At 71.7% G+C, this 24,677-nt stretch carries 23 protein-coding genes; 9 read left to right on the forward strand and 14 right to left on the reverse strand.

The window, feature by feature from the left end:
* Nucleotides 1-72 precede the first annotated feature (72 nt).
* Nucleotides 73-933 carry a ScbA/BarX family gamma-butyrolactone biosynthesis protein gene (locus OG230_RS17165; RefSeq protein WP_328911427.1) on the forward strand — a complete coding sequence of 287 codons (861 nt, stop codon included), beginning with the start codon at nt 73-75 and terminating at the stop codon, nt 931-933.
* Between the two features lie 52 nt (nt 934-985).
* Here the strand turns inward: OG230_RS17165 and OG230_RS17170 are convergent, their stop codons facing one another.
* Nucleotides 986-1,750 (reverse strand): glucose 1-dehydrogenase, encoded by a 765-nt coding sequence (locus OG230_RS17170; protein WP_328911104.1) that lies wholly within the window; start codon nt 1,748-1,750, stop codon nt 986-988.
* Nucleotides 1,747-2,382, reverse strand: a complete 636-nt coding sequence (locus OG230_RS17175) for a ScbR family autoregulator-binding transcription factor (RefSeq protein ID WP_328911105.1) — start codon at nt 2,380-2,382, stop codon at nt 1,747-1,749. The genes OG230_RS17170 and OG230_RS17175 overlap by 4 nt, the downstream gene beginning before the upstream one ends.
* 183 nt (nt 2,383-2,565) lie before the next feature.
* On the opposite strand from OG230_RS17175, the gene OG230_RS17180 reads away from it, so the two are divergent.
* A complete protein-coding gene (locus tag OG230_RS17180; protein WP_328911106.1) occupies nt 2,566-3,480 on the forward strand; it encodes a quinone oxidoreductase family protein in 915 nt (304 codons plus the stop codon).
* A 70-nt stretch (nt 3,481-3,550) separates the two neighbouring features.
* Here the strand turns inward: OG230_RS17180 and OG230_RS17185 are convergent, their stop codons facing one another.
* A complete protein-coding gene (locus OG230_RS17185) occupies nt 3,551-4,771 on the reverse strand; it encodes a cation:proton antiporter (RefSeq protein WP_328911107.1) in 1,221 nt (406 codons plus the stop codon).
* A 178-nt stretch (nt 4,772-4,949) separates the two neighbouring features.
* On the opposite strand from OG230_RS17185, the gene OG230_RS17190 reads away from it, so the two are divergent.
* A complete protein-coding gene (locus tag OG230_RS17190) occupies nt 4,950-7,262 on the forward strand; it encodes an MMPL family transporter (RefSeq protein WP_328911108.1) in 2,313 nt (770 codons plus the stop codon).
* 72 nt (nt 7,263-7,334) lie between these two features.
* Nucleotides 7,335-8,417 (forward strand): acyltransferase family protein, encoded by a 1,083-nt coding sequence (locus OG230_RS17195; protein ID WP_328911109.1) that lies wholly within the window; start codon nt 7,335-7,337, stop codon nt 8,415-8,417.
* Nucleotides 8,418-8,421: 4 nt separating this feature from the next.
* Here OG230_RS17195 and OG230_RS17200 read toward each other — a convergent pair whose 3' ends face one another.
* From OG230_RS17200 to OG230_RS17220, 5 genes are all read right to left on the reverse strand, one after another.
* On the reverse strand, nt 8,422-8,625 hold the full coding sequence (locus OG230_RS17200; RefSeq protein ID WP_328911110.1) for a hypothetical protein: 204 nt from the start codon (nt 8,623-8,625) through the stop codon (nt 8,422-8,424).
* 189 nt (nt 8,626-8,814) lie between these two features.
* Nucleotides 8,815-9,123 carry an SCO5918 family protein gene (locus OG230_RS17205; protein WP_328911111.1) on the reverse strand — a complete coding sequence of 103 codons (309 nt, stop codon included), beginning with the start codon at nt 9,121-9,123 and terminating at the stop codon, nt 8,815-8,817.
* A 54-nt stretch (nt 9,124-9,177) separates the two neighbouring features.
* On the reverse strand, nt 9,178-10,740 hold the full coding sequence (locus OG230_RS17210) for a DEAD/DEAH box helicase (protein ID WP_328911112.1): 1,563 nt from the start codon (nt 10,738-10,740) through the stop codon (nt 9,178-9,180).
* A 401-nt stretch (nt 10,741-11,141) separates the two neighbouring features.
* Nucleotides 11,142-11,345, reverse strand: coding sequence for a cold-shock protein (locus tag OG230_RS17215; protein ID WP_151476148.1), 204 nt, complete (start codon nt 11,343-11,345; stop codon nt 11,142-11,144).
* Between the two features lie 278 nt (nt 11,346-11,623).
* Nucleotides 11,624-11,953, reverse strand: coding sequence for a MerR family transcriptional regulator (locus OG230_RS17220; RefSeq protein WP_328911428.1), 330 nt, complete (start codon nt 11,951-11,953; stop codon nt 11,624-11,626).
* 333 nt (nt 11,954-12,286) lie between these two features.
* Between OG230_RS17220 and OG230_RS17225 the strand changes: the two genes are divergently transcribed.
* The gene (locus OG230_RS17225) at nt 12,287-13,360 is read left to right on the forward strand and encodes an NAD-dependent epimerase/dehydratase family protein (RefSeq protein ID WP_328911113.1); all 1,074 of its coding nucleotides are present in this window, start codon (nt 12,287-12,289) and stop codon (nt 13,358-13,360) included.
* A 173-nt stretch (nt 13,361-13,533) separates the two neighbouring features.
* Here OG230_RS17225 and OG230_RS17230 read toward each other — a convergent pair whose 3' ends face one another.
* Nucleotides 13,534-14,646, reverse strand: a complete 1,113-nt coding sequence (locus tag OG230_RS17230) for a sensor histidine kinase (RefSeq protein ID WP_328911114.1) — start codon at nt 14,644-14,646, stop codon at nt 13,534-13,536.
* The gene (locus OG230_RS17235; RefSeq protein ID WP_328911115.1) at nt 14,643-15,434 is read right to left on the reverse strand and encodes a response regulator transcription factor; all 792 of its coding nucleotides are present in this window, start codon (nt 15,432-15,434) and stop codon (nt 14,643-14,645) included. The genes OG230_RS17230 and OG230_RS17235 overlap by 4 nt, the downstream gene beginning before the upstream one ends.
* A 115-nt stretch (nt 15,435-15,549) precedes the next feature.
* Between OG230_RS17235 and OG230_RS17240 the strand changes: the two genes are divergently transcribed.
* Genes OG230_RS17240 through OG230_RS17250 form a run of 3 tightly spaced genes read left to right on the forward strand, consistent with a single transcriptional unit; the run spans nt 15,550 to nt 17,767 of the window.
* Nucleotides 15,550-16,302: a glycosyltransferase family 2 protein gene (locus tag OG230_RS17240; RefSeq protein ID WP_443051567.1), complete on the forward strand. Its 753-nt coding sequence runs from the start codon at nt 15,550-15,552 to the stop codon at nt 16,300-16,302.
* The gene (locus OG230_RS17245; RefSeq protein WP_328911117.1) at nt 16,299-16,967 is read left to right on the forward strand and encodes a TIGR04282 family arsenosugar biosynthesis glycosyltransferase; all 669 of its coding nucleotides are present in this window, start codon (nt 16,299-16,301) and stop codon (nt 16,965-16,967) included. The genes OG230_RS17240 and OG230_RS17245 overlap by 4 nt, the downstream gene beginning before the upstream one ends.
* On the forward strand, nt 16,964-17,767 hold the full coding sequence (locus OG230_RS17250; protein WP_328911118.1) for a class I SAM-dependent methyltransferase: 804 nt from the start codon (nt 16,964-16,966) through the stop codon (nt 17,765-17,767). Before OG230_RS17245 ends, OG230_RS17250 begins: the two co-directional genes overlap by 4 nt.
* Nucleotides 17,768-18,107: 340 nt before the next feature.
* Here OG230_RS17250 and OG230_RS17255 read toward each other — a convergent pair whose 3' ends face one another.
* Nucleotides 18,108-19,364 (reverse strand): molybdopterin-dependent oxidoreductase, encoded by a 1,257-nt coding sequence (locus OG230_RS17255; protein WP_328911119.1) that lies wholly within the window; start codon nt 19,362-19,364, stop codon nt 18,108-18,110.
* Between the two features lie 114 nt (nt 19,365-19,478).
* Here OG230_RS17255 and OG230_RS17260 point away from each other — a divergent pair, with 114 nt between their 5' ends.
* Nucleotides 19,479-20,870, forward strand: coding sequence for a hypothetical protein (locus OG230_RS17260; RefSeq protein ID WP_328911120.1), 1,392 nt, complete (start codon nt 19,479-19,481; stop codon nt 20,868-20,870).
* 60 nt (nt 20,871-20,930) lie between these two features.
* Here OG230_RS17260 and OG230_RS17265 read toward each other — a convergent pair whose 3' ends face one another.
* The 3 genes from OG230_RS17265 to OG230_RS17275 form a co-directional block, all read right to left on the reverse strand.
* A complete protein-coding gene (locus tag OG230_RS17265) occupies nt 20,931-21,329 on the reverse strand; it encodes a YunG family protein (RefSeq protein ID WP_328911121.1) in 399 nt (132 codons plus the stop codon).
* Between the two features lie 39 nt (nt 21,330-21,368).
* Nucleotides 21,369-23,060, reverse strand: a complete 1,692-nt coding sequence (locus OG230_RS17270) for a SpoIIE family protein phosphatase (protein ID WP_328911122.1) — start codon at nt 23,058-23,060, stop codon at nt 21,369-21,371.
* Between the two features lie 156 nt (nt 23,061-23,216).
* The gene (locus tag OG230_RS17275) at nt 23,217-24,659 is read right to left on the reverse strand and encodes an MFS transporter (RefSeq protein WP_328911123.1); all 1,443 of its coding nucleotides are present in this window, start codon (nt 24,657-24,659) and stop codon (nt 23,217-23,219) included.
* Nucleotides 24,660-24,677 lie beyond the last annotated feature (18 nt).

Below are 24,677 nucleotides of genomic sequence, written 5' to 3' on the forward strand. Positions count from 1 at the left end.
CTTCACCGCATCGCGCCACGTCCTGGGGGGACCGTGTCCGAAGCTTCTGTGGTTCACGACGACTTGACCACGGTGCCGAAGGAGTTCGTGCATCTCAAGCACGACGCATCCGTGTTCATCACCGGCTGGAAGCAGCTGGGCGAGGGCGAGTTCACGCTCACCGCCCGTTGGCCCGCAGCCGTCGAAGGCCGTGCCTACGACCCCAGGGTGCTCACCCAGACCATCCGGCAGAGCGGCCTGGTCATCGCCCACGGCGCCTACGACGTACCGCTGACGCATCACACGCTGCTCCACTACTTCAACTTCACCGTCCGGCCGGGCTTCCACGTCCCCAACGACCGTCCGTCGGCCCTGGACATCGAGATCAAGGTCTCGGAGCCCACCAGGCGCGGGAGGAACGTCAGCGGCCTCGGCATGGATGTTCATGTGCTCCAAGACAACACCACTGTGGCGGTCGCGAATTCTGAGTTCGGCTGGATTTCGCCGGCCGCCTACCGTCGGCTGCGCGGTGAACAACTCTCCAACAGCTGGAACGAATGGCGGCTTCCCGCTCCCGTGGCCGCTCACACCGTCGGCCGCCCGGCCGCTTCGGACGTGGTCCTCGCGGCCACCGGCCACCCCCACCGCTGGCAGCTGCGCAACGACGTCGCCAACGTCATCCTCTTCGACCACCCGGTCGACCACGTCCCGGGACTGGCGCTGATGGAGGCGGGCTATCAGGCGGCCCAGGCCGTGCTCTCCCCCGCGTCCTTCGAGCCCACCGGCATCGCCAGCAGTTTCGAGCGGTACGTCGAGTTCGACCGGCCCTGCTGGGTCGAGGCCGAGAGGCTCGCGTCCGACCGGCCCGGTCACACCGCGGTGCGGGTCACGGGCACCCAGGACGGCCGGTCCGTCTTCCGTCTCGAACTGAGCGGAACGATCCGGCAGCGCTGACGCACCGACGGGTACGGGGCCGGCGGAGTCCGCCGGCCCCGTACCCGCGTGATCACTGGTTGATGAAGCCGCCGTCCACCGGCATGACCGTGCCCGTGAGGAACGGGCAGCGGTCGCTGAGCAGCCAGGCCGCGGCAGCCGCGATCTCCTCGGGCTCCGCCGTACGGCCCTGCGGAGTAAGCGAGTTGACCATCTCCTCGAGGCCGGGGTTGCGCCCGAACCAGTCGGCGGTGATCTCGCTGCGCGTCGTACCGGGAGCGACGGCGTTGACCCGGATGCCCTGCTTCGCGTACTCGTCGGCAGCGGCCCGCGTGAGACCGACCACGGCGTGCTTGGACGCTATGTAGGGAGCGGCGGCGGGTATCGCCACCAGCCCGGCCACGCTGCTGTTGTTGACGATCGTGCCGCCGCCCTGTTCGAGCATCGCCGCGATCTCGTACCGGAGGCAGTTCCACACGCTGCGGACGTTGGTGTCCATGAGGGTGTCGTAGACGTCGTCCCCCATCAGGTGCATCGGCGTCCGGTCGCCGCCGAGACCTGCGTTGTTGAAGGCCGAGTCCAGGCGCCCGTACGTCGAGACGGCGAAGTCCACCGCACGGGAGACCTCGTCCGCGACGGACACGTCGGTGACGACGTAGGCCGCCTCCGCGCCCTTGTCCCGCAGCTCACCGACCAGCGCTGCCAGCCGCTCTTCGCGGCGGGCCGCCAGCACCACCTTCGCACCCTCCTGGGCGAAGACGCGGGCCGCTGCCGCGCCAATTCCACTGCTCGCCCCGGTGATGAGGACGACTTTGTCTGAGAGGAGATCGTTGCTCATGCGCGCAGTGTCGCAGGGCGATGCGGCACGGGCTCCGGCAGCCCCGCCTCTCCGGTACGCACCGCGAGACGGGGCAGCATCAGCGACCAGAACTGGGTGACGGCCGTGCACGAGGACCACTGCGCGTCGGCGCGTCCCAGGATCTCCGAGCCCACCACCGCGGCCGTGACGGCGGACACCGCCGCGTCCAGCGGAACGTCCGCCGCCAGCGCGCCCCGTTCACCGGCGAGCGCCAGTGTCGAGCGGACCCAACTGCGCCACTCCAGCCAGAGTTTGGCGTCCTCCTGCCAGGTGGCGTCGTGGCCCAGGCCGAACGCTGCCCTCAACACCACGTCCTGGGACAGCCGTTGGGCCAGTGCGCAGGAGGTGTCGACGAGGAGGTGCAGCGGCTCGGGGTGAGCGGGCGGGCACGGGGCGATGATGCTGTGCAGCGTCTGCGCCGCGGCGGACTCGACCGCCTCCCCCAACTCCCTTTTGCTGCTGAAGTGGAAGTGCAGTGCACCGCTGCTGACTCCGGCGCGGGCGCTGATGTCGGAGAGGGAAGACAGTCCGAAACCGCTCCGGTCGAAAGCCTCGGCGGCCGAACGGATCAACTCTTCGCGCGTACGCACCGCACGGTCCTGCTTGGCCATCCTGAGCTCCGGGGGCGTGGTCGAACGACGGGTCGGTGGTCGGTCCATGAATCCGTGAGCACAGGTGTGCGCGGTGACGTTCACGCTAACAAACCGGTCGTATGGTTTGAGCGACACTTCGTTGCATCTGGCCGAAATTCTTCCCTGCCCACGGCCCCGGTCGGCCGCGCGGTACCGTGCCGCATGCTCGCTATCCAGTTCGGCCGCTTCGGTGGTCCAGAAGTCCTCGCACCCGTTGAACTGGCCGCCCCCGTCGCGGGCCCCGGAGAGGTGCTCCTCACGGTCGAGGCAGCCGGAGTGAACTTCGCGGACACCCATCAGGTGGACGGCTCGTACCTGACCGCCGACGCGCTGCCGTTCGTACCCGGCAGCGAGGTCGTGGGCCGCACCCCCGCCGGGACGAGGGTGCTGGCCCGGGTCTCGCGCGGTTACGCGGAACAGGTGGTCGCCAAGGAGTCCGCCCTCCAGGAGATCCCCGAGGAGCTCGGTGCCGCGGAAGCCCTCGCCCTGATGATGCAGGGGCTGACCGCCTGGCATCTGCTCCGCTCGGCGGCCCGGCTGCGCGCGGGCGAGACCGTGGTCGTGCACTCCGCGGCCGGCGGCGTGGGCAGTCTCGCCGTCCAGCTGGCCAGGGAGTTCGGTGCCGGGCGGGTGCTCGCCCAGGTCTCGACCCCCGCCAAGGAGTGTCTGGCCCTGGACCTCGGCGCGGACGCGGTGATCACGTACCCGCACGAGGAGAAGGCGGACGTCGTCCTGGACGCCGTGGGCGGCGAGCTCTTCGACCAGGCCCTGGGCTCCCTGGCGTCCTACGGGCGCTTGGTGACCTATGGCAACGCCGCCCGCGGGGGGTTCACCCCGGTCGACCCGGCACGGCTGAACCGGCTCAACGCGGCGGTCGTCGGGTTCTGGCTGCGGCCCGCGCTGGCGGCGCCGGGCGCGGTCTCCGGCCCCCTCAAGGAACTCTTCGGCCTGGTGGCCGAGGGGCGTCTCAAGCCGGTGGCCGGAGGGAGCTACCCGCTCTCGGAGGCCCGCCGCGCGCACGAGGACCTGCTCGCCCGCCGCACGGTCGGCAAGATCGTCCTCGTCCCCGGAACCTGACGAACCTGACCGCTCCTGGGCACCCGACCGCCCTCGGGTACCCGCGGGCCGGTGACCCCGGACCCCGGGGTCACCAGGGGTCCGACGCCTCCGCCGACCGGGACGGTGCCCCTGGGGGCTGCCCCTCCGACCGCCGCAGCAGCCTGAAGGCCACCAGCGGAAACGTCAGTACGGACACCATGGCGGCCCCGACGAGCGCGGCCCCCTCGCCCGAGCCGAGCGCCCCGTCGTCCAGGCCGATGGTCGTGATCGCGACGACGAGGGGCAGGCAGGTGGCGGAGTAGAGCGCCAGGGCGTTCCGTTCGGGTTCCGTCAGATCGCGCGGGGCGAGCAGGCGGACGGGGACGCCGCGTACCAGCAGGAAGAGCGCCAGGAAGACCGGCAGGAGCAGCAGCGGCCGACCGCCGTCGAGCAGCGCGTCGAGATCGAAGTGGATACCCGTCACGATGTAGAAGAACGGCACCAGGAAACCGAAGCCCATCGCCTCGACCTTGGCCAGGATCTCGTGGCTGCTGTCGGGCGCCGCACCCTGGAGCACCAGCCGGGTCAGCATCCCTGCGGCGAAGGCGCCGAGCAGGGTGTCGAGACCGAACACATGGGACAGCCCGAGCATCGCGGCGAGCAGCAGCATGACGAAGCGGACGGCGAACTGGGAACTGCTGTGCAGGGTCTTGGCGATGACCGCGGAGAACCACGGTGGCCTGGGCCGCATCGCCCAGACGACCGCGCCCGCCGTCACCACCGCGAACGCGATCAGGACCGCACTCGCCGCACCCGGACTGCGACCGCTGAACAGCAGCGCCATCGCGATGATCGGTCCGAACTCGCCGACCGCCCCGAACGCCATCACCACGGTGCCGAAGCGCCCTTCGAGCCGCCCGGAGTCGCGCAGGATGGGCAGGACGGCCCCGAGAGCGGTGCTGGTCAGCGCGGTACCGATGACGAGGCCCGCCGCGACGTCCCCGCCGGTCAGGGCGAACGCGATGCCGAGCCCCACGGCGAACGAGACGACCCAGGCCCACCCGGAGCGGCGCAGGGTGTCCCCGCGGACCGCCGCGAACTGGATCTCGTACCCCGCCAGGAAGATCAGCATCGAGAGGCCGAGATCGGCGAGCACGTCCACGGTCTCGTCGTCGTGCACCCATCCGAGGACGTCGGGGCCGATGAGGACACCCAGGAGGATCTCGAAGATGACCACGGGGACGGCCAGCCGGCGCCCGACGGCGTACGCGAGCAGGGGCGCGACGACAGCCATGAGCATGATCAGGATGAGGGTGCCCGGGTACTCCATCGCTCGTGTATAGCAAGAAAGTCGCATAAAACGACTCATTCGGGGTGCTGGTCACCCGTTCTCCCGCACCGGAGTGCCGAGCGGCCGGAACGGACCTTGACTGCTTGCTACACGTCCGCATACGAGACCCCTCCCCAGATCTCGTCCCCCACGAGCCCTGGCCCGACCGGGAGTGCCCATGCCGCTGCCGCCCTCCACGCACGACTCCGGTGCGGAATCCGGCCGTCCCGAGCCCCGGAAACCGCGCCGCACGGATGTGGCGGGCCGCCCGGGCGCTCTGCGCCGCACCGGCCAGTGGTGCGCCCGGCACTTCGTCGTCGTCATCGTCCTGTGGTTCGCCGCCCTCGCCGGGCTCCAGGTGCTGAACCACGCGTACGGCGGCGACTACTCCGACAACTTCTCCCTCCCCGGCACCCAGTCGCAGGACGGCCTCGACGTCCTCAAGGCGCACGACCCCTCGGCCGGCGGCTACAGCGCCCAGGTGGTGCTGCACGACGCGTCCAAGCCGCTCACCGATGTCAGCAGCCAGGTCTCCTCCGCCGTCACGGCTCTCGGAAAGCTGCCGCACGTCCTCGCCGCCCAGAACCCGCTGCCCTCGGACGGCTCCACGCCTCCCGCCCCGACCTCCGGCACCCCTGATGTCGGACCGCTCTCCACCGACGAGAAGACGGCGTACATCACCGTCACCTTCGACGAGCAGCCCTCCACTCTCGGGGCCGGCTATCTCGACGGGGTCGACTCCGCCGTCGCGCCCCTGCGCGCGGCGGGGGTCGACGTGGAGTACGGAGGCTCCCTGGGCGAACTCGCCCGCCCGGAGGCGGACGACAGAACCAGCGAGGCCATCGGCTTCGGGGTCGCGATCCTCGTCCTGCTGATCGGCTTCGGCAGCCTGGTAGCCGCTCTGCTGCCCCTGATCACGGCACTGATCTGCGTCATCTGCGGCCTCGCTCTGCTGGGCCTCCTCGCCGCCGCCGCCACCTTCGGCACCGTCTCACCGACCCTGGCCACGATGATCGGGATCGGCGTCGGCATCGACTACGCGCTCTTCCTCGTCACCCGGCACCGCCAGAACCTCATGAACGGCGAGGATCCGGTGAACGCCGCCGGGATGGCGGCGGCCACCAGCGGGCGGGCGGTCCTGCTCTCCGGCTGCACGGTCATCATCGCCCTCTCCGGACTGTGGGTCTCCGGGATCGGCTTCATCGGCAAGCTCGGCCTGGCAGCCGCGGTCACCGTCGTCACGGCGGTGGCCGGGGCGCTCACCCTCGTCCCCGCGATGCTGGGCCTGATCGGCCGGCACATCGACCGGCTGCACGTCCGCACTCCCGTCGCCGAGACGGACGCGGAGCCCGGCCAGGAGGCGCAGGGCGGCTGGCACAGGTACGCGCAGCGGGTGGAGCGCAAGCCGTGGTGGTTCCTCACCGGCGGGGTGATCGCCCTGCTCGTCCTGGCGTTCCCGCTGCTGTTCATCCAGCTCGGGCACATCGGCGACGGCGCGGACCCGAAGTCCTTCACGGACCGGCGCGCCTTCGACCTGATGTCCTCGGCCTTCGGCCCCGGCTCGAACGGCCCCCTGACCCTCGTGATCGACCAGACCTCGGTCCCGCAGTCCGACCGGTCCACCTTGGCCGACCAGGCGCAGCAGGCCCTCACCAAGGTGCCGGACGCCGCCTTCATCACCCCGCTGAAGGCCACGTCAGACGGTGACGTCCTGGTCGGCACGGCGTACTCCGTGGCCTCCCCGCAGGACGAGAGGACCACCGACCTCGTCAACCACCTGCACGACGACGTCCTGCCGAAGGCCGTCTCCGGGACGGACGCGAGCGGCTACGTCACCGGCACGACCGCCGCCCAGGTCGACTTCCTGGACATCGTCTCCAGCAGGCTCCCCCTGATCATCGCGGTGGTGGTGGGCCTCGCCTTCCTCGTCATCCTCATCGTGTTCCGCGGCCTGCTGGTCGCGGTCAAGGCGGCCGTGCTCAACGTCCTGTCGATCGCGGCCTCGTACGGCGTCGTGGTGGCCGTCTTCCAGTGGGGCTGGGGCGGCCCGGCCCTGGGCGTGTCGGGAGACGTACCGATCGAGAGCTACGTACCGATGATGATGTTCGCCATCGTCTTCGGCCTGTCCATGGACTACGAGATCTTCCTGCTCTCCCGCATCCACGAGGCGTGGCTGCGCACCGGCGACGCCCGAGCGAGCGTGGCGCACGCCCTGGAGATCACCGCCCGGGTGATCACCTGTGCGGCGCTCATCATGGTCAGCGTCTTCGCGGCCTTCCTGATCAGCGACAACATCGTGGTGAAGATGCTGGGCCTGGGCCTCGCCGCGAGCGTCCTCATCGACGCCACGGTCGTCCGCCTGCTGCTCGTGCCCGCCGTGATGACCCTGCTCGGCAGGGCCGCCTGGTGGACCCCGCGCTGGCTGGACCGGATCCTGCCCCACCTGGATGCCGAAGGGGACGCCGGGACGGAGGGCGCGAAGCGGCCGTGAGGCGACCATGACCGGGCATGCCTCGCGCACACCGCCCGTCGTTCCGTTTGCGGCGGTCACTATGGTGTCCGCGTGACCTCCTTGACCTCGCAGACACCGAGCCCGGCTCCCGCGGAAGCCGGGACGGCGGCGTCCGGTGCCCGCTCGACCGGGCGCGACCCGTTCTTCGACAACGCGAAATACCTGGCCATCGTCCTCGTGGCGATGGGGCATGCCTGGGAGCCGTTGCCCGACAGCGGGCGCGTGGTGGAGACGCTCTACACCTTCGTCTACACCTTCCACATGCCGGTCTTCATCGTCATCGCGGGCTACTTCTCCCGCAGCTTCGACCTGCGGCCGATGCGGGTCTGGAAGCTGGTCACCCAGCTGCTGGTGCCGTACGTCATCTTCGAGATCGCGTACTCGATCTTCCAGCGCACGGTGCACGACCCCTCGTTCACGCTGACCATCGCCGACCCCTACTGGCTGCTGTGGTTCCTGCCCGCCCTGTTCTTCTGGCGGCTGACGACACCGATCTGGCAGGTGATCCGCCAGCCGGTGGCCGTGTCCGTGTGCATCGCCGCCGTGGCGTCGATGAGCGACGGCATCGGCGGCGATCTGCAGCTCCAGCGCGTTCTGCAGTTCCTGCCGTTCTACGTACTGGGCCTGCGACTGAAGCCGCACCACTTCGACCTGGTGCGCCGCCCCGCGGCGCGGATCATCGCCCTGCCGGTCGTCGCGGTCGCCCTGCTCGTCGCGTACTGGGCGGTGCCGCGCATCTCGACGACGTGGTTCTTCCGGAAGAGCAGCGCCGAGGAGCTGTCCTCGCCGATCTGGGCGGGCGCCGTGATGACCCTCCTGCTGTTCACCGCCGCCGTGGTGCTCAGCGCGTGCTTCCTCGCCTGGGTGCCGAACCGGAAGCTGTGGATGAGCGCGCTCGGAGCGGGCACGATCTACGGCTATCTGCTGCACGGCTTCGTCATCAGGACCGCGACGTACAAGGGCTTCTACGACCACGCGTTCCTGGAGACACCGCTCGGCCGGGTCGCGGTGACGGTGGCCGCCGCGGTGATGGTGACGCTCCTGTGCACCTCGCCGGTGCGGCGGGTGTTCCGCTTCGTGGTGGAGCCCCGGATGAAGTGGGCCCTGAAGCCCGCGCCGAAGCCTTCGTCCTGACGCCTCAGCCGGTGACGGCCGTCCGGCCGATCACCGTGGCGTGCTCCAGGACGTCCTCCAGCGGGTCGTCGATCTGACCGGTGGAGATGAGCGCCACCTGCGGGCCGTTGTGCGCGTGGGAGTGCGTCTCGTCGGCGTGCGCGGACCCGGCCGGGAGCACGGAGGCCAGCACCGTCGCGCCGAGTACGGTCAGCTCTCGCCTGTTCATGTTTCCCCGCCCTGTCGCGTCCTGTCGGCCGGACCATCCTCCCTCCGCGGGAGGAGGAGAAACGCTGGTCGGAGCCCGTATGGCGGCATGACTGTTACAGACGTTCCCGGGTTCGGGGGAACGGACCGCGAACGCATCGCACCCCTGGGCCCGGACGACGGGCACAGGGGTGCGGTGGGCTCTGCGGGATCAGACCGTGTCGGGCGTCCCGAGCAGTGCCGACGCGTTCTCCATCGGGGTGAGGAGCGTCGCGGGGGCGGGCACCTCGGCCGAACGGCAGGTGAAGCCGAGGCGCGTCAGCGCCCGGGTCACTTCGGCGGAGGAGAAGTCACGGCGGTCCTGCCGCGTGATCACTTCGCCGACCTGCTTGACGGGGTAGACCCGGCGGCTGATGACCACCGCGTCACCGGTGACGGGTTCGGGCTTGATGCCCTTCATCGAATCCTCGACTTCGTTCTTGAACAGATCGAAGGGGAAGCGGGCGATGACACAGCGCATAGTGCCTCAACAAGGTGGAGGGGAAAGCCGGGGACGGGGACTACCGGTACGGGTTCACGCAGCCCGGTTGGCACGGCGCTGCGACGCCGCGGCACGCGCTTCGGGCGTGGGAACGCCCGGACGGCGGCCCTGTGCGGGACGGCTGCGGCGGCCACGGCCGGCGAAACCACCGCTCTTGGAGCGCTCGGAGGGCGGCGAGCTGATGGTCACCGGGATGCCCGAGGGCGCCTGCGCCCCGGTGATCCGGTGCAGTTCGGCCTCGCCGGAACGGACCTGGGCGATCTGCGGGGTGATCCCGGCGTCCATCATCAGGCGGCTCATCTCGCGGCGCTGGTTGGGCAGCACCAGCGTGACGACGCTGCCGGACTCACCGGCACGGGCGGTACGGCCGCCGCGGTGCAGGTAGTCCTTGTGGTCGCTGGGCGGGTCGACGTTCACGACGAGGTCGAGGTTGTCGACGTGGATGCCGCGCGCGGCGACGTTGGTGGCGACGAGCACCGTGACGTGGCCGGTCTTGAACCGGTCGAGGGTGCGGGTGCGCTGCGGCTGCGACTTGCCGCCGTGCAGTGCCGCGGCCCGTACACCGCTGCTCAGCAGGTGGTCGGTGAGCTTGTCCACGGCGTGCTTGGTGTCCAGGAACATGATCACCCGGCCGTCGCGGGCCGCGATCTCGGTGGTCGTGGCGTACTTGTCGGCGCCCTGGACGTAGAGCACGTGGTGCTCCATCGTCGTCACCGCACCGGCGGCGGGGTCGACGGAGTGGACGACCGGGTCGTTCAGGTAGCGACGGACCAGCAGGTCGACGTTGCGGTCGAGGGTGGCCGAGAACAGCATCCGCTGGCCTTCGGGGTTCACCTGGTCGAGCAGCTCGGTGACCTGGGGCATGAAGCCCATGTCGGCCATCTGGTCGGCCTCGTCGAGGACGGTGATGGTGACGCGGTCGAGGCGGCAGTCGCCGCGCTCGATGAGGTCCTTCAGCCGGCCGGGGGTCGCCACGACGACCTCGGCGCCGCCGCGCAGGGCGCTGGCCTGGCGGCCGATCGACATACCGCCGACGACGGTGGCGACGCGCAGCTTGAGCGACCGGGCGTAGGGGGTGAGCGCGTCGGTGACCTGCTGGGCCAGTTCCCGGGTGGGGACGAGGACCAGGGCCAGCGGGCGACGGGCGTCGGCGCGGCGGCCCTCGGTGCGGGCCAGCAGGGCCAGACCGAAGGCGAGCGTCTTGCCGGAGCCGGTGCGGCCACGGCCCAGGACGTCGCGGCCGGCGAGCGAGTTCGGCAGGGTGGCGGCCTGGATCGGGAACGGCACCGACATGCCCTCGGCGACGAGCGCCGCCATGAGCGGTGCGGGCATGTCCAGGTCACCGAAGGCTTCCACCGCGGGCAGCGCCGGGGTGATGGTCACCGGAAGGGCGAACTCGCCCTTCAGCGCGGCGGGCCGACGGCCGTAGCCACCGGAGCGGCCGGAGCTGCCGCCGGAACGGCCCTGGGAGCCGGGTCCGCCCTGTCGGCTGGCGGTGCCACGGAATCCGTTGGCGGTGCGGCTGCCGGAGGGGGCGCCACCCGAGCGGGTACGGGAAAATCGGTCGTTCGTACGAGATGTGCGATCGCGGTTCATGCAGAACCTTCCTCGATATGGCGCGTATCGAGGGATTCTTTATCGGGCAGCAGCAGCCTGAGCGGCGCCAAGAATCGCAAGAACGTGCCGATGAAATACGAAAACGAAGACCGGCCGCTGAAAACAAGCCGTATCCGGTGCTTCGAAATGACTGCTTCTACATGACCGACGTACATCCGGAATAAATCACCGGGGAGTCGCTCATGGTGTCGGTCATGGATCGGTCAAGACGGGGGACGTGCGGTGGTACGTGGTGCGTGTCCTGCCGGGGCTCGCCACCGGCACGGACACCGGGCCGGCCGGGCGGACCTGCGTCGCGCCCCCGAGCCCGGAAAACGGCAACAAGCCGGGACCCGCACCCCAAGGTGCGGGCCCCAGCTGCGCCATGCGCCTGATGTAGATCAGGCGGGGGTGATGTTCTCGGCCTGCGGGCCCTTCTGGCCCTGCGTGACGTCGAAGTTCACCTTCTGGCCTTCCTGCAGCTCGCGGAAGCCGGAAGAGGCGATGTTCGAGTAGTGGGCGAAGACGTCAGCGCCGCCACCCTCCTGCTCGATGAAGCCGAAACCCTTTTCCGCGTTGAACCACTTCACGGTGCCAGTAGCCATGTCATATCTCCTTCGGGGCAGTGCCCGTGGGCCCACACTGTGCGAGCCCTACGTCGCCGCAAATGATTGCCCCTTCCGGAAAAGACCGGAAATACAAAAGCGCACCCGCCGATGTAGAACCGACGAGAGCACTTGAAGTTTTGGGAACCACAACTGCAACTGAGATCAACCGTAGCACGATTCGCCGGGACCGGGGCTGTACGCCATATCACTCGGCACGCGGGCATAAATCTACTGTTGCTCATTGAGCAATTTTCTGTGCCGGCGAAAACAGATATTCAGCCACCGGGCGCGGGACGCCGCAGCTCCTCGTTGAGACGCAGGGCCTCTTCGAGCTGGTCCTCGAGGATGACGATGCGGCACGCGGCCTCGATCGGCGTACCGCCGTCGACCAGCTCGCGGACACGCGCGGCGATGCGCAGTTGATAGCGGGAGTAGCGGCGATGGCCGCCCTCGGACCGCAGAGGCGTGATCAGGCGGGCCTCACCCACCGCACGCAGGAATCCCGGCGTCGCACCGATCATCTCCGCGGCTCGCCCCATGGTGTAAGCGGGGTAATCGTCGTCGTCGAGCCGGTCGATGGCGTGCGAAGGGGGTTCCATCGTCATCTGCACCTCTGCTGTCACGCGTCCAGGCGTACCGCTGTTTGACGCGCCTGCGCGAGAAAGCCTATGCGTGGGAGAACTTCATGTCTATTGCGACCGGAACAGATTTACGCACGGGCGGGCGCACGGGGCAAAGGGTACGCACGGCCGACTGACCGGCTGGTCAGTTGGAAGCGCGCCTGAACAGGGGCCATAATGCGCGTGTAGCCCTTCACGCATCCCCCGTCGTGAAGGGCTACACCCTTGTGCGGACCGGACCGGCCGAGGTCTTACGGTCCGGTGACATGCGGGCGGCGCTCCGGCTCCCGCGCTCCGCGCGGACCTAGCGTGGCGTCCATGCGCGTACTGGTCACCGGCGGAGCCGGGTTCATCGGGTCGGAGATCGTCAGGGCCCTCGTCTCGTCCGGGCACGAGGCGGTCGTGTTCGACGCCCTGCTGCCGTCGGCGCACGTGGGGGGTGCCGGCGCACCGGCCCCGCCGGGCGTCCGGTCGGTCGTCGCCGACGTACGGGACCGGGAGGCGCTCGCCGGGGCGCTGGCCGGAGTCGACGCGGTGTGCCATCAGGCGGCGATGGTCGGGCTGGGCAAGGATTTCGCGGACGCGCCCGCGTACGTGGCGTGCAACGACCTCGGCACCGCCGTACTGCTCGCCGGGATGGCCGAGGCGGGGGTACGGGGGCTGGTGCTCGCCGGGTCGATGGTGGTCTACGGCGAGGGCCGGTACGACTGCCCCCGGCACGGGGTGGTGCGGCCGGGCCCCAGGGCGGAGACGGATCTGGCGGCCGGGCGCTTCGAACCCCTCTGCCCGTCCTGCGGGGCGGAACTGGTGCCCGGTCTCGTCCCGGAGAACGCTCCCACCGATCCGCGGAACGTGTACGCGACCACCAAGCTCGCCCAGGAGCATCTTGCGGCGGCGTGGGCGCGGGCGACGGACGGGCGGGCGGTCTCGCTGCGCTACCACAACGTGTACGGCCCGGGGATGCCGCGCGACACCCCGTACGCCGGAGTCGCCTCCTTCTTCCGCTCGGCCCTGGCCCGGGGCGAGGCGCCCCGGGTCTTCGAGGACGGCGGGCAGCGCCGGGACTTCGTCCATGTGCGGGATGTGGCGGCGGCCGGCGTGGCGGCCCTGTCGGCGCTGCCGGAGCGGACGCCGGGCACGTTCACCGCGTACAACACGGGCAGCGGCGAGCCGCACACGATCGGCGAGATGGCCTCCGCACTGGCGTCGGCGCACGGGGGGCCCGCCCCGGTGGTCACCGGGGAGTACCGCCTGGGGGACGTACGCCATGTCACGGCGGACTCGTCCCGGCTCCGCGCCGAACTGGGCTGGAAGCCGGAGGTGGGCTTCACGGCCGGTATGAAGGAGTTCGCCGCGGCGCGGCTGCGGGGCGCGGGCCCGTCCGGCGACTAGGGTCTTTCGTTTGGATCAGGCCGGATCAGGGAGCGGGGTCTGGTGCGGGCAGCTGCAAGGCGGAGGAGGGAGTCGACGCGGAGCGTCGGCGACCGACGACAACGCCGCAGGTGCGCGTGCCAGGGCACGCGAGCCCGGCATGATCCAAACGAGAGGCCCTAAGTCGGGAGCCCTCAGCCCGGGGAGACCGGCAGGGTCACCTCGAAGCGGCAGCCGCCGGCCACGTTCCGTACCGCCGCCCGCCCCGCGTGCGCCTCCACGATTCCGCGCACGATCGCCAGGCCCAGGCCGGCGCCCGCCGGTGGGGTGCGGGCGTGCGTGCCGCGCCAGCCGGTGTCGAAGACCCGGGGCAGGTCCTCCTCCGGAATCCCGCCGCAGCCGTCGGTCACCGAGAGCACCACCCCGCCCTCGCACCGCCGCGCGGCCACCGCCACGGTGCCGTCGGCCGGCGTACGGCGGATCGCGTTGATCAGGAGGTTGCCCAGGACCCGGCTCATCTCCTTGCTGTCGACCTCCACCGGCACCGCGTCGATCCGGTCACCGACCAGCCGTACCCCGTGCTCGCGGGCCAGCGGATGCGCACCGGCGAGGGCGTCCCCCACCAGGTCGTACACGGATATCCGGGCGGGCGTGAGGGTCAGCGATCCGGCGTGGATACGGGAGAGCTCGAAGAGGTCGCCGACCATGTCGTTCATGCGCCCCACCTCCGTACGGATCTGCCGCAGATAGCGGCCCGGGTCCGGCGCCATCCCGTCCTCCAGCGCCTCCGACATCGCGCGCAGCCCGGCCAGCGGCGTCCGCAGATCGTGGGAGATCCACGCCACGAGTTCGCGCCGCGAGGTCTCCAGTGCGCGTTCCCGCTCCCGGGAACTGTCGAGCTTGGCGCTGGTGGCGGCCAGCTCCCGGGTGAGGGCGGCGAGCTCGGCGGTCGCCCCGCCCTCGGGCGCGGCGAACACCCCGCCGTCGCCGAAGGAGCGTGCCGCGAGCGTCAGGTCCCGGCTCCGCGCCGCCACCCAGCGGCCGAGCAGCATCGCCGTCGCGAGGGAGACCACGGCCGCCATGGCCACGACGGTCGTGACGACCGTCAGGTCGTGCGGCGACAGGAACATCGCCCAGGCCACGGCGAGCGTCCCCGCGAGCATGGCCGTGACGGCGACCGCGGCAACGACCGTCAGCGACACGACGAGGGAGCGGTGCCGGAAGATCCGCAGGACGAGAGCGCCCAGCAGGCCCGCCGCCGCGGCGCCCATGAAGGCGAAGAGCGCGATCAGGAGGATGTCGTTCACGGCGTCCCCGTCCCGGTGTCCTGCGCCGTGCCGCCCCGGAGGTCCAGGCGGTAGCCCACGCCCCACACCGTGCGGATCAGACAGGGGCGGGCCGGGTCCGCCTCGACCTTTCCGCGCAGGCGCCGTACGTGCACCGTCACCGTCGACAGGTCGCCGAAGTCCCAGCCCCAGACCTCCCGCATCAGCTCCTCGCGGGTGAACACCTGTCCGGGGTGGCGCAGGAAGAACGCGAGCAGGTCGAACTCACGGAGGGTCAGGGCGAGCACCGTGCCGTCGCGGGTCGCGCTGCGGGCCGCCGGGTCCAGGACGAGCCCCGCACCGCCGAACGGCGCCAGGGGCCCGCCGGCGGCCGGCCCGGTCGCGGCACGGCGCAGTACGGAGTCGACGCGCAGGACGAGTTCGCGGGGGCTGAACGGCTTGGTCACGTAGTCGTCGGCGCCGGTCTCCAGGCCGAGGATGCGGTCGTCCTCGTCGCCCCGCGCCGTGAGCATGATGACCGGCACCGGTCCCTGCGCGCGCATCCGGCGGCAGACCTCGAAGCCGTCCATGCCGGGCAGCATCAGATCGAGGACGACCAGGTCGGGGCGGTGGGCGGCGAACCGTTCCAGGGCGGCGGGCCCGTCGTCGGCCCGCTCCACGCCGTAACCCGCCCGGTCCAGATAGCCGGCCACGACTTCGGCGACGGTCGGATCGTCGTCCACGACGAGCACCCGCCGGGCGGGGGCACCGGAACGGGCCGGCACGCCGGTGCCCACGACCGGGCCGTTCGCCGGGGGGATGTTCTGCATGCCGCCCACCTTGGCACTCACCGGTCCGGCGCGGGCCTCCACGGGTCACCCCGCTGGCCGACGTCCACGTTTCGTAAGATCCTGACGCCCGAAATGCCGGATTCTGCTCCGTAGGGTGAACAGGGTGACCGACTCCTCAGCGACCGACTCCGCCGCACGCGCCGACTCCGTCCCGCGCGCCGATGTCGTCCTGCCCTGCCTCGACGAGGCCGCTGCCCTGCCCGGTGTGCTGGCACGCGTCCCGGCGGGCTGGCGCGCGATCGTCGTCGACAACGGTTCCACGGACGGCTCCGCCGAACTCGCGCGCTCGCTCGGCGCGACGGTCGTGCGCGAGCGGCAGCGCGGCTTCGGCGCGGCCTGCCACGCCGGGCTGCTCGCCGCCACGGCGGAGTTCGTCTGCTTCTGCGACTGCGACGGCTCCCTCGACCCCGGGCTGCTCCCCTCGTTCGTCCGCCGGATCGCCGACGGGGAGACCGATCTGCTCCTGGGACGCCGCCGTCCGCAGGGCACAGGGGCCTGGCCCTTGCACGCGCGGGCGGGAAACGTGGCGCTGGCCCGGATGCTGCGCCGCCGCACGGGCCTGCGCCTGCACGATCTCGGCCCCCTGCGGGCCGGCCGCCGCACCGACCTGCTCGCGCTCGGGCTCACGGACCGGCGCAGCGGCTACCCGCTCCAGATGGTGGTCCGGGCCGCCGACGCCGGAATGCGCGTCGCGGAGACGGACGTCCCCTATCTCCCGCGTACCGGAAAGTCGAAGGTCACCGGGACCTGGCGGGGCACCTGGCACGCGGTGCGCGACATGCGGTCGGTGCTGCGGGAACCACCGGCGGACCAGCCGTCGGCCGTCCGCACGGAGGCGTCCCGATGAGCCGGCCCCCGCGTCCCGACGCCCCCACCGGCCCCACCACCCTCCTGGTCATCGCCAAGGAACCCGTACCGGGACGGGTCAAGACCCGGCTCTGTCCGCCCTTCAGTCCCGCCGAGGCGGCCGGGCTCGCCGAGGCGGCCCTCGCCGACACCCTGCGCACCGTCCTCACCCTCCCCGCCCGCCGGCGCGTCCTCGTCCTCGAAGGGCAGCCCGGTCCGTGGCTGCCGCCCGGCTTCGACGTGGTGGCCCAGTGCGCGGGCGGTCTCGACGAGCGGCTCGCCGCCGCGTTCGCCGCCTGCACCGGCCCCTCCCTCCTCATCGGCATGGACACCCCGCAGGCCGGCGCCCGGCACCTGGCGGATGCGCTCGCCCCGGACGGCTGGGACCACTGCGACGCCTGGTTCGGCCCGGCCGACGACGGCGGTTTCTGGGCGCTGGGGCTCGCCGTCCCCGACCCCGGTCTCCTGCGCGGCGTGCCGATGTCCGTCCCCGAGACCGGCGCGGTCCAGCGCCGCCGCCTCGTGGACGCCGGGCTCACCGTGCGCGACCTGCCGGCGCTGCGCGACGTGGACACGGCGCAGGACGCCGCGTACGTCGCCGCCGCCGCGCCGGACGGCGCGTTCGCCGCCGCGTTCGCCCGACTGACCCGGGCCGAGGCCCGGTGAACGCCCCGGCGGACACCGCACACCTGGCTGCCTGGAGCACCGATCCGTACGCCAACGCGCTGCGCACCGGTCGCGGTCCGCTCTTCCTGCGGCGCACGGACGGCTGGCTGCTGCCCCTGGACGTCGAGCGCTGGTGCGCGGGCGCCGACCCCGCCGACCTCTCCGCGCTGCGCCGCTGCGAGGGCCCGGTCCTGGACGTCGGCTGCGGACCCGGCCGCCTCGTCGCGGAGCTGGCCGCGCACGGACACCGCGCGCTGGGCATCGACGTGAGCGAGGCCGCCGTCGCCCGCACCCAGGGGCTCGGCGGCTCGGCGCTGCACCGCAGTGTCTTCGATCCGCTGCCGGGCGAAGGCCGTTGGGGCACGATCCTGCTCGTCGACGGCAACATCGGCATCGGCGGCGACCCGCACGTCCTGCTCCGCCGGGCGGCCGAACTGCTCGCCCCCGGCGGGCTGCTCATCGCCGAGACGACGGCTCAGGACGTCGACGAACGGGTGCTGGTCCGGCTGGACGACGGGCGGGGACCGACGGTGGCGGAGGGTACGCCGCCGGGCGCGCCCACGGACACGCTCTTCCCGTGGGCGCGGCTCTCCACCGCCGCTCTGCTGCGCTACGCCCGGCAGCCCGACTGGCGGCCCGTCGATCAGTGGGAGGCGGACGGCCGGCCCTTCGTGGCCCTGCGCCTCAGCCACAGCGCGCGGACCACGAGCCAGAGCGCCGACGCCGCGAACAGCACGCCCGTGACGAGCAACCAGTTCCCGAGGAACACGTCGGGCGACATTCCGCTCGCGGACTCGTAGCGCTCCGTCTGCCGGGTGATCAGCGGAAACCACGTCAGCAGGAGCAGACCGGAGAGGAAGGCCGGTACGCGTACGAAGTTGATCCGTCCGGGCCACGGCCCCAGCGCCGTGCGTACGGCCAGGTCCGCCAGGGAGTACGCCGGCACCAGCACCAGGTCGTGCACGAGCGCGGCGCCGACGAACCACAGCACGATGCCGAACGTGTCGCCGTCCAGCAGCCGCACGCCCGCGTAGCCCGCGAGGCAGAACGTGGCCGCCAGCAGCAGGAGATGCAGCGGGCCTCCCCCGTACCAGCGCTCCAGAACTCCCTTACCCGACCCGGGCCGCGGTGTGCGCGTGCTCATCCCACATCTCCGAACGTCAGCCGGCCCACCCATTTGGTGTTCATCACGCCGGGCGCGGCCGGCACGATGATCCGCGCCGGAAATCCGTGATCCGGCGACAGGTCCTCGCCGTTGACCCGCAGCGCCAGCAGCGAGCGCGGGTCGCGTACCTGGTTGTCGCGCAGGGCGACCGTACGGAACGGGCCGCGCCGCTGCACGGACTCCACCAGGACGCCCGGCAGCCGGTCCTCCGGATGTCCCGCGAGCACCGCGAGATCCCGCAGCCGGACCCCACGCCACCACTGGTCCGCTGTCGACCAGCCCTCCACGCAGGCGATCGGGAGCGCGGCGCTGTACTGGTCCATCGCCAGCAACCGCGCCCTGGACAGCCGGATCACGCCGGCCGGACCACTGACCGCGAGCGACCAGCCCTCCCCCGTGTCGGCCGGGGTGACACCGACGTAGGCGGCGGTCTTGTTGATCTGGAAGCCGTTGGGCCCGGTGCCCGGTTCCGCGCCGCCCCGCGGGGTGACGAGCGCGGTGGCGCGGAGCGGCCCGTCGAAGCTCCGGCCCGCCGAGGTGGCGAGCAGCAGCAGCGACCCGGCGCCCACCATGCCGAGGGCCCCGCGCCGGGAGATGGTCGCCGGGGCGGGGGCGGGTGACGCCAGCGGGTCCTGGTCCGCTCGCAGGACGCCGCCGCGCAGGGCCCGTACCGCCTGCGGGAGCTTCAGCCCGGTGTGGGCGAGGAATCCGGCGAAGAACACCCACGCCCCGTAGAAGTGCAGCGGATAGAAGGACCCCGGAAACAGGTACTCCAGCTGGATGTTGAGCAGCCCGGTGACGAACTCGAAGAGCGCGCCGCCCACGAGCAGCAGCAGCGAGAACCGCTCCAGCGCATGGGCCACGGACCGGACGGGCGGCAGCGTGAAGAGCTTCGGGACCACTGACCAGAGCTTCGCCAGCAGGACCGGTACGAGCGCGATCCCGACCGTGACGTGCAGGCCCTGGTTCAGGCGGTACAGCCAGACGGGTCCGGTCGGCCAGGCGAAGAGGTAGAAGCCGAGCAACCCCTTGTCCGGCGTCTTGTCGTTGACCGCCGCGAGGTCCGGGTTGTACGCGGCGTACGACAGCAGCCCCGTGACGAAGAGCAGGGTGAGCCCGCACAGCAGGACGAGTCCGAGCACCGCCGTGAAGCGGACGCCGCGCACCGGGCTGCGCCAGAACGCGGGGTCGGCGGGGGTGGGCAGGGTGCGAAGCCGACGTCTGACGTCCATGTGCCGACGCTATGCCCGGGGCGGCGGGTCGCGGCGGCTGCGACTCCTGACGAAAGTCTGACGTCACTCCCGTGGCGCCGCCGCACACCACCGCTCCCTGCATAGCGTGCGTGCGTGAAGACCGAGAACTCCGCGACCGCCGAGGACCGTTCCGGGCGCCGCCGCGATCTGTTCGCCGCCGGGGCAGGTGTCCTCCTGGTCACCGTGGCCGTACTCGTCGGACGGGCGATCCAGCGCGCCGACGGAAGCCTGCATGTCCAGTGGCCGCCCCTGCTGGCCTCCTGGGACCCGCATGTCGGTCCGGGCACCCCGGCCGCCGTCGTGGTCGCCGCCGCGGTCGTCGCGTACGGGCCGGTCCTCGCCGCACGGCTGCCGTGGCGGGGCCTGCTCCTCACCGTGTGGGCGAGCGCCCTGGCCTGGACGCTGTCGCTCGCGCTCGTCGACGGCTGGTACCGGGGTGTCGCCCGCCGGCTGACCACGAAGCACGAATACCTGCGGGTCATCGACCGGTTCGACGACATCGGGGCCGCCCTGCGCGGCTTCGAGGACCACATCGTGATCGGCCCCCCGGGCAACTGGCCCGCCCACGTCGCCGGGCACCCGCCGGGTGCGACGCTGACCTTCGTCGGCCTGGACCGCATCGGGCTCGGCGGCGGCGCCTGGGCCGCCGTCTGGTGCCTCGTGCTCGCCGCGTCCGCCTCGGTGGCCGTCCTGGTCACGCTCCGTGCGCTGGGCGACGAACGCCTCGCGCGCCGGGCCGCCCCGTTCCTCGTCCTCGCCCCCGTGGCGGTGTGGGCGGGCGTCTCGGCCGACGGCTACTTCGCGGCCGTCGCCGCCTGGTCCGTGGCCCTCCTGGCACTGGCCGCGACCCGGTGGAGGAGGGACCACCGGGCCAAGGGCGCATGGGCCCAGGCGCTCGGCTCCGGGCTGCTGTTCGGCCTGACCTGCTACCTGTCGTACGGGCTGACGCTGATCGCGGTGCTCCTGCTCGCCGTCCTCGTACTCGCCCGGACGGCCCGGCCGCTCGGCCCGTTCCTGCTGGGGGCGCTCGTCGTCCCGCTCGCCTTCACGTCGGCGGGATTCAACTGGTGGGACGCCTACCACCTGCTCGTCGAGCGCTACTACCAAGGCGCGGGCGGCGTACGGCCGTACGGCTACTGGGTCTGGGCGAACCTCGCCTGCACCACCCTCGCCGCCGGCCTCGCCACCGTCGCCGGTCTGCGGCGGGCGGTGGCCGCGGCCCCCGACGCCGTACGCACCGTGCGCTCGGGCACCACGGAAGCCGGGCAGCGACTCGCTCTCCTTGCCCTGGCGGCGCTCCTGGCCCTGCTCGTCGCGGACCTCTCCGGCATGAGCAAGGCGGAGACGGAGCGCATCTGGCAGCCCTTCGTCCTCTGGCTGCTTCCCGCCGCCGCACTGCTCCCCGACACGACCCGGCGGGGCTGGCTGACCGCGCAGGCCGTGGTGGCGCTGCTGGTCAACCATCTGCTGTGGACGGGCTGGTGAGCCCTAGGGCCTCTCGTTTGGATCATGCCGGGCTCGCGTGCCCGTCACGGAACCTGGCCGTCACACCCGAACCCGCACCTGTCCGCGCAGCCGCTCCAGCACCCGCCCGCGCAACAGCTCGTACTCCTCGCGGAGCCTGACGATCTCCGCCGGGCGGGGAACCACCGTGCCACCCGTCACGATCTCCTCCGGGCCGAACTGCTCGCGGGTGAGGTCGATCTCGATGCCCATCCCCAGCCGGTTCCACCAGTGGTAGTCCGTCTGGACGCCGCCGACCCGGACCTCTCCACGGATCAGTTCGCCGCCGAGCAGGTCGTTGACCACCATGGCGGTGACCCCGCACTGATCCCTGGCCGGATTGTCCGGATTCCAGTGCGGGCGGTGAACGGGAGTGGTCGTGTCGGCGTCCCAGCTGCTTCTGATGGCGGCTTCGAGATCGGCGAGGAGGAGGGGTTCCATGGCCCGATCCTCCCACCGCCCACTGACAACGCCCGCCGCTCAGCGCAAGGTCCGCGAGGCCATCACCGCGATGTCGTCCTCCGCGTCCTGGCCGAACCGGTCCAGCACCTCGTCCAGCAGGTCCACCAGCTTGCCGCTCACCGGCATGGCGAGGCCCGAGAGCCGTCCGACCGACACGTCGATGTCCTCGCCCCGGCGCTCCACCAGACCGTCGGTGTACATGAACAGCACCGTCCCCGGACCGCACGGCACCGTCGTCGAGCGGTAGCCGCCGAATCCCGTACCGAGCGGCGGCCCCACCGGCACCTCCACCAACCGCCCGGTCAGCCCCGGGTCGATGAACACCGGTGGCAGATGGCCCGCACTGGCCAGTTCGCAGACCCCGACGGCCCGGTCGACCACCGCGATCAGACAGGTCGCCGCCCGGTCGGTGCCGGAGCGCTCGACCATCCTGTCGAGCTGCTCCAGGATCTCGTGCGGCGGCAGATCGTCGTAGGCCAGGAGCCGCAGCAGCGAGCGGTAGTGGCTCATGGCGACGGACGCCTCCACCCCGTGCCCCATCACATCGCCGATCGCCTTGAGGTGGCGCCCGTTCCCCAGCGGAATGACGTCGAACCAGTCGCCGCCCACCAACGCCCCCTGTTCGGCGGACAGATAGCGGCTCGCGATCTCCACGTGCGGGTGCGGGCCGGACGGTTCGGAGAGCAGGGACCGCTGGAGCTCCCGGGCGATGGAGTGCTCGTGGGCGTACCGGCGGGCGTGCTCCAGGTCGACGGCGGCCCGGCCCGCCAGCTCGCGCGCCACGAGCACGTCCTCGTCGGTGAACGGAGGTGACCCGGCGGCCCGCGCGAGGCTGAGGGCACCCTGCGGAAGCCCCCGCGCGGTGAGCGGCACGACGAGCGCCGAGTGGATGCCGATGGCGCGGTAGGCGGCGGCCCGTTCGGGGGCGGGCCCCCAGGCACCGAACTCCTCGTCGCTGCGGAAGTTCACCTTCACCGACGCGTTCGACGCCAGGCAGCGCGGTACGGCCGCGTCCTCCTGGTAGTCGATGTACTCACCCGGCCTGCTGAACTGGTCGACCAGATCGCGGAGTCCGGGAACCGACGCCAGTGCGGCGCGCCGCATCCGCACCACCCCCTGCGGCGCGTGCCGCACCCGGTTCCCCACGTCCGGAGGGAAGACCTCCACCGTCGCGACGTCGGCCAGCACGGGGACGACGACGTCGCAGAGCTCCTGGCAGGTGGTGTCCATGTCGAGGGTCGTACCGATGCTCACGGCCGCGGTGTCCAGCAGCGCCAGATGGCCCCTGGCCCGCTTCAGCTCCACGTTCCTGATCTCGGACGCGCTGATGTCCAGGACGATGGCGACCAGCCCGACGACCTTCCCGTCCTCGCTCTCCAGCCGGTGGTAGGCCCCGTGCCAGTACCGCTGTTCCAGGTCGGAAACCGCCCAGGTCTGGCCCGTGTAGGTGATCTCCCGGGCCTGCCCGTCGGCCAGCACCTTGCGCAGGACGTCCACGCGCGCCTCGATCTCCGGCAGCACCTCGAAGACGGGACGGCCCAGGTGGGCGGCGGCCGAGACACCGTTGAGCCGTTCGAGTGCCGGATTGACGTAGAGGTAGCGCAGACCGGTGTCGAGCACGGCCACTCCCGCCATGGCGCCGCCGAACAGCGCGGCCGTCACCGCGGGGTCGAACGGCGCCGGCTGGGCGGCGTGCTCTTCGGACGGCAAGGGAGCCTCCTGGGGCGGGCACGGGCGGTCACGCGGGGGCCGGGCGGCAGACGGGGTGCGTGCACCGCCTGCAGCCCGGCTCTTCATCGTGGTCCGCCGCGCCCGGCCCCGCATCTCCGTGTGTTCCGAACGGACCCGGGCCCCCGGGTACACCCCTCAGTGCGCGTGCGGTCCCGACAGCTGCGGCTTCCCCTGCGGTACGAGCGCGAGCGCCACGGCCGCGCTCGCACCGGCGGTCACCGCACAGACCGTGAACGCGTCACCGAACGCCCCGACGGCCGCGCTCCCGCCCGCGATCCCCGCCGCCGCGACCGTGGACACGACGGCAACCCCGATGGAACCGCCCACCTCGTGGAAGGTGTTCACGACACCTGATGCGAGCCCCGCCTCCCGGTGGTCCACCATGGCCAGGGCTGTGGTCGTCGCCGTCACGAACACCGCCCCCAGCCCGAACGAGGCCACGACGAGCCCGGGGAGCAGACCCCCGTACACACTGCTGTCCACCGAAAGCCACGTCAGGGGTACGCACCCGGCGGCGGCGATGACCATCGCGCCGACGGCCGTCGTACGGCTGCCGATCCGCCCGACGAGCCGCGATCCGAGATGCGCGCCGATGCCGACGGCGAGCGCGACGGGCAGGAAGAAGAGACCGGTCTTCATCGGCCCGAAGCCGCGCCCGTGCTGGAGGTAGACGGAACCGAGGAAGAAGAACGCGATCAGCAGCGCGGTGGCGATCAGCATCAGGAACGCCCCCGCGAGCACCGGCCGCCGCGTGAACATCCGCAGGTCCATCAGCGGCGCCTTCGCGACCCGCTCGACGCCCGCGAACAGCGCGTACAGCACGGCGGACCCCGCGATCGGCAGCAGCGTCGCCGCCGCGCCCCAGCCGGAGTCGCCCGCCTCGACCAGTCCGTAGATCAGCGACCCGGTCCCGGCGGTGACCAGCAGCGCCCCGGGCACGTCGAGCCGGGCGGGCTGCGGTGCGCGGGCCGGAACCAGGAGGGGTACGGCCACCAGGAGCGCCAGTCCGACGGGGACGTTGACGTAGAACACCCACTGCCAGCCCGGACCGGCGGTCAGCGCACCGCCGAGCAGCACCCCGATCGCCGAACCGGTGCCGCCGATCATGGCCCAGACGCCGAGCGCCTTGTTGCGCTCCTCGCCGTGGAACGTGGTGGTGACCAGGGAGAGCGCGGCCGGCGACAGCAGCGCCGCCCCCACCCCCTGCGCGATCCGGCCGCCGATCAGCAGGGCGGCGCTGTCGGCGAGCCCGGTGGCCAGCGAGGCGGTGGTGAAGACGGCCAGCCCGGCGAGCAGGACCCGGCGCGCTCCGAGCGCGTCGGCGAATCGTCCGCCCAGCAGCATCAGTCCGCCGAAGCAGAGGGTGTACGCGGTGACGACCCAGGTCAGCGTGGTGCGGTCGAGGTGCAGATCGGTCGCCATGTCGGGCAGCGCGACGTTCACCACGGTCACGTCGAGCACCAGCATGAACTGGCCGGCGCAGATCAGCGCGAGGACCGCCCAGCGCCGTGGATCGACGACGGCAGCGGGGTGGTCGTGGGCATGCGGAGGGGCCTGTCGGACCTCGGAAGGACTCATGAACTCAACTGTACGGTT

The sequence above is a fragment of the Streptomyces sp. NBC_00234 genome, assembly GCF_036195325.1.
Lineage (GTDB): Bacteria > Actinomycetota > Actinomycetes > Streptomycetales > Streptomycetaceae > Streptomyces.

Excerpts from the sequence above, each read along its gene's own strand:
- OG230_RS17175 (WP_328911105.1), bottom strand. The coding sequence starts at position 2,382 with ATGGCCAAGCAGGACCGTGCGGTGCGTACGCGCGAAGAGTTGATCCGT.
- OG230_RS17210 (WP_328911112.1), bottom strand. The coding sequence starts at position 10,740 with ATGAACCGCGATCGCACATCTCGTACGAACGACCGATTTTCCCGTACC.
- OG230_RS17190 (WP_328911108.1), top strand. The coding sequence starts at position 4,950 with ATGCCGCTGCCGCCCTCCACGCACGACTCCGGTGCGGAATCCGGCCGT.
- OG230_RS17235 (WP_328911115.1), bottom strand. The coding sequence starts at position 15,434 with ATGCAGAACATCCCCCCGGCGAACGGCCCGGTCGTGGGCACCGGCGTG.
- OG230_RS17245 (WP_328911117.1), top strand. The coding sequence starts at position 16,299 with ATGAGCCGGCCCCCGCGTCCCGACGCCCCCACCGGCCCCACCACCCTC.
- OG230_RS17265 (WP_328911121.1), bottom strand. The coding sequence starts at position 21,329 with ATGGAACCCCTCCTCCTCGCCGATCTCGAAGCCGCCATCAGAAGCAGC.
- OG230_RS17200 (WP_328911110.1), bottom strand. The coding sequence starts at position 8,625 with ATGAACAGGCGAGAGCTGACCGTACTCGGCGCGACGGTGCTGGCCTCC.
- OG230_RS17180 (WP_328911106.1), top strand. The coding sequence starts at position 2,566 with ATGCTCGCTATCCAGTTCGGCCGCTTCGGTGGTCCAGAAGTCCTCGCA.
- OG230_RS17215 (WP_151476148.1), bottom strand. The coding sequence starts at position 11,345 with ATGGCTACTGGCACCGTGAAGTGGTTCAACGCGGAAAAGGGTTTCGGC.
- OG230_RS17255 (WP_328911119.1), bottom strand. The coding sequence starts at position 19,364 with ATGGACGTCAGACGTCGGCTTCGCACCCTGCCCACCCCCGCCGACCCC.
- OG230_RS17225 (WP_328911113.1), top strand. The coding sequence starts at position 12,287 with ATGCGCGTACTGGTCACCGGCGGAGCCGGGTTCATCGGGTCGGAGATC.
- OG230_RS17170 (WP_328911104.1), bottom strand. The coding sequence starts at position 1,750 with ATGAGCAACGATCTCCTCTCAGACAAAGTCGTCCTCATCACCGGGGCG.
- OG230_RS17275 (WP_328911123.1), bottom strand. The coding sequence starts at position 24,659 with ATGAGTCCTTCCGAGGTCCGACAGGCCCCTCCGCATGCCCACGACCAC.
- OG230_RS17220 (WP_328911428.1), bottom strand. The coding sequence starts at position 11,953 with ATGACGATGGAACCCCCTTCGCACGCCATCGACCGGCTCGACGACGAC.
- OG230_RS17185 (WP_328911107.1), bottom strand. The coding sequence starts at position 4,771 with ATGGAGTACCCGGGCACCCTCATCCTGATCATGCTCATGGCTGTCGTC.
- OG230_RS17205 (WP_328911111.1), bottom strand. The coding sequence starts at position 9,123 with ATGCGCTGTGTCATCGCCCGCTTCCCCTTCGATCTGTTCAAGAACGAA.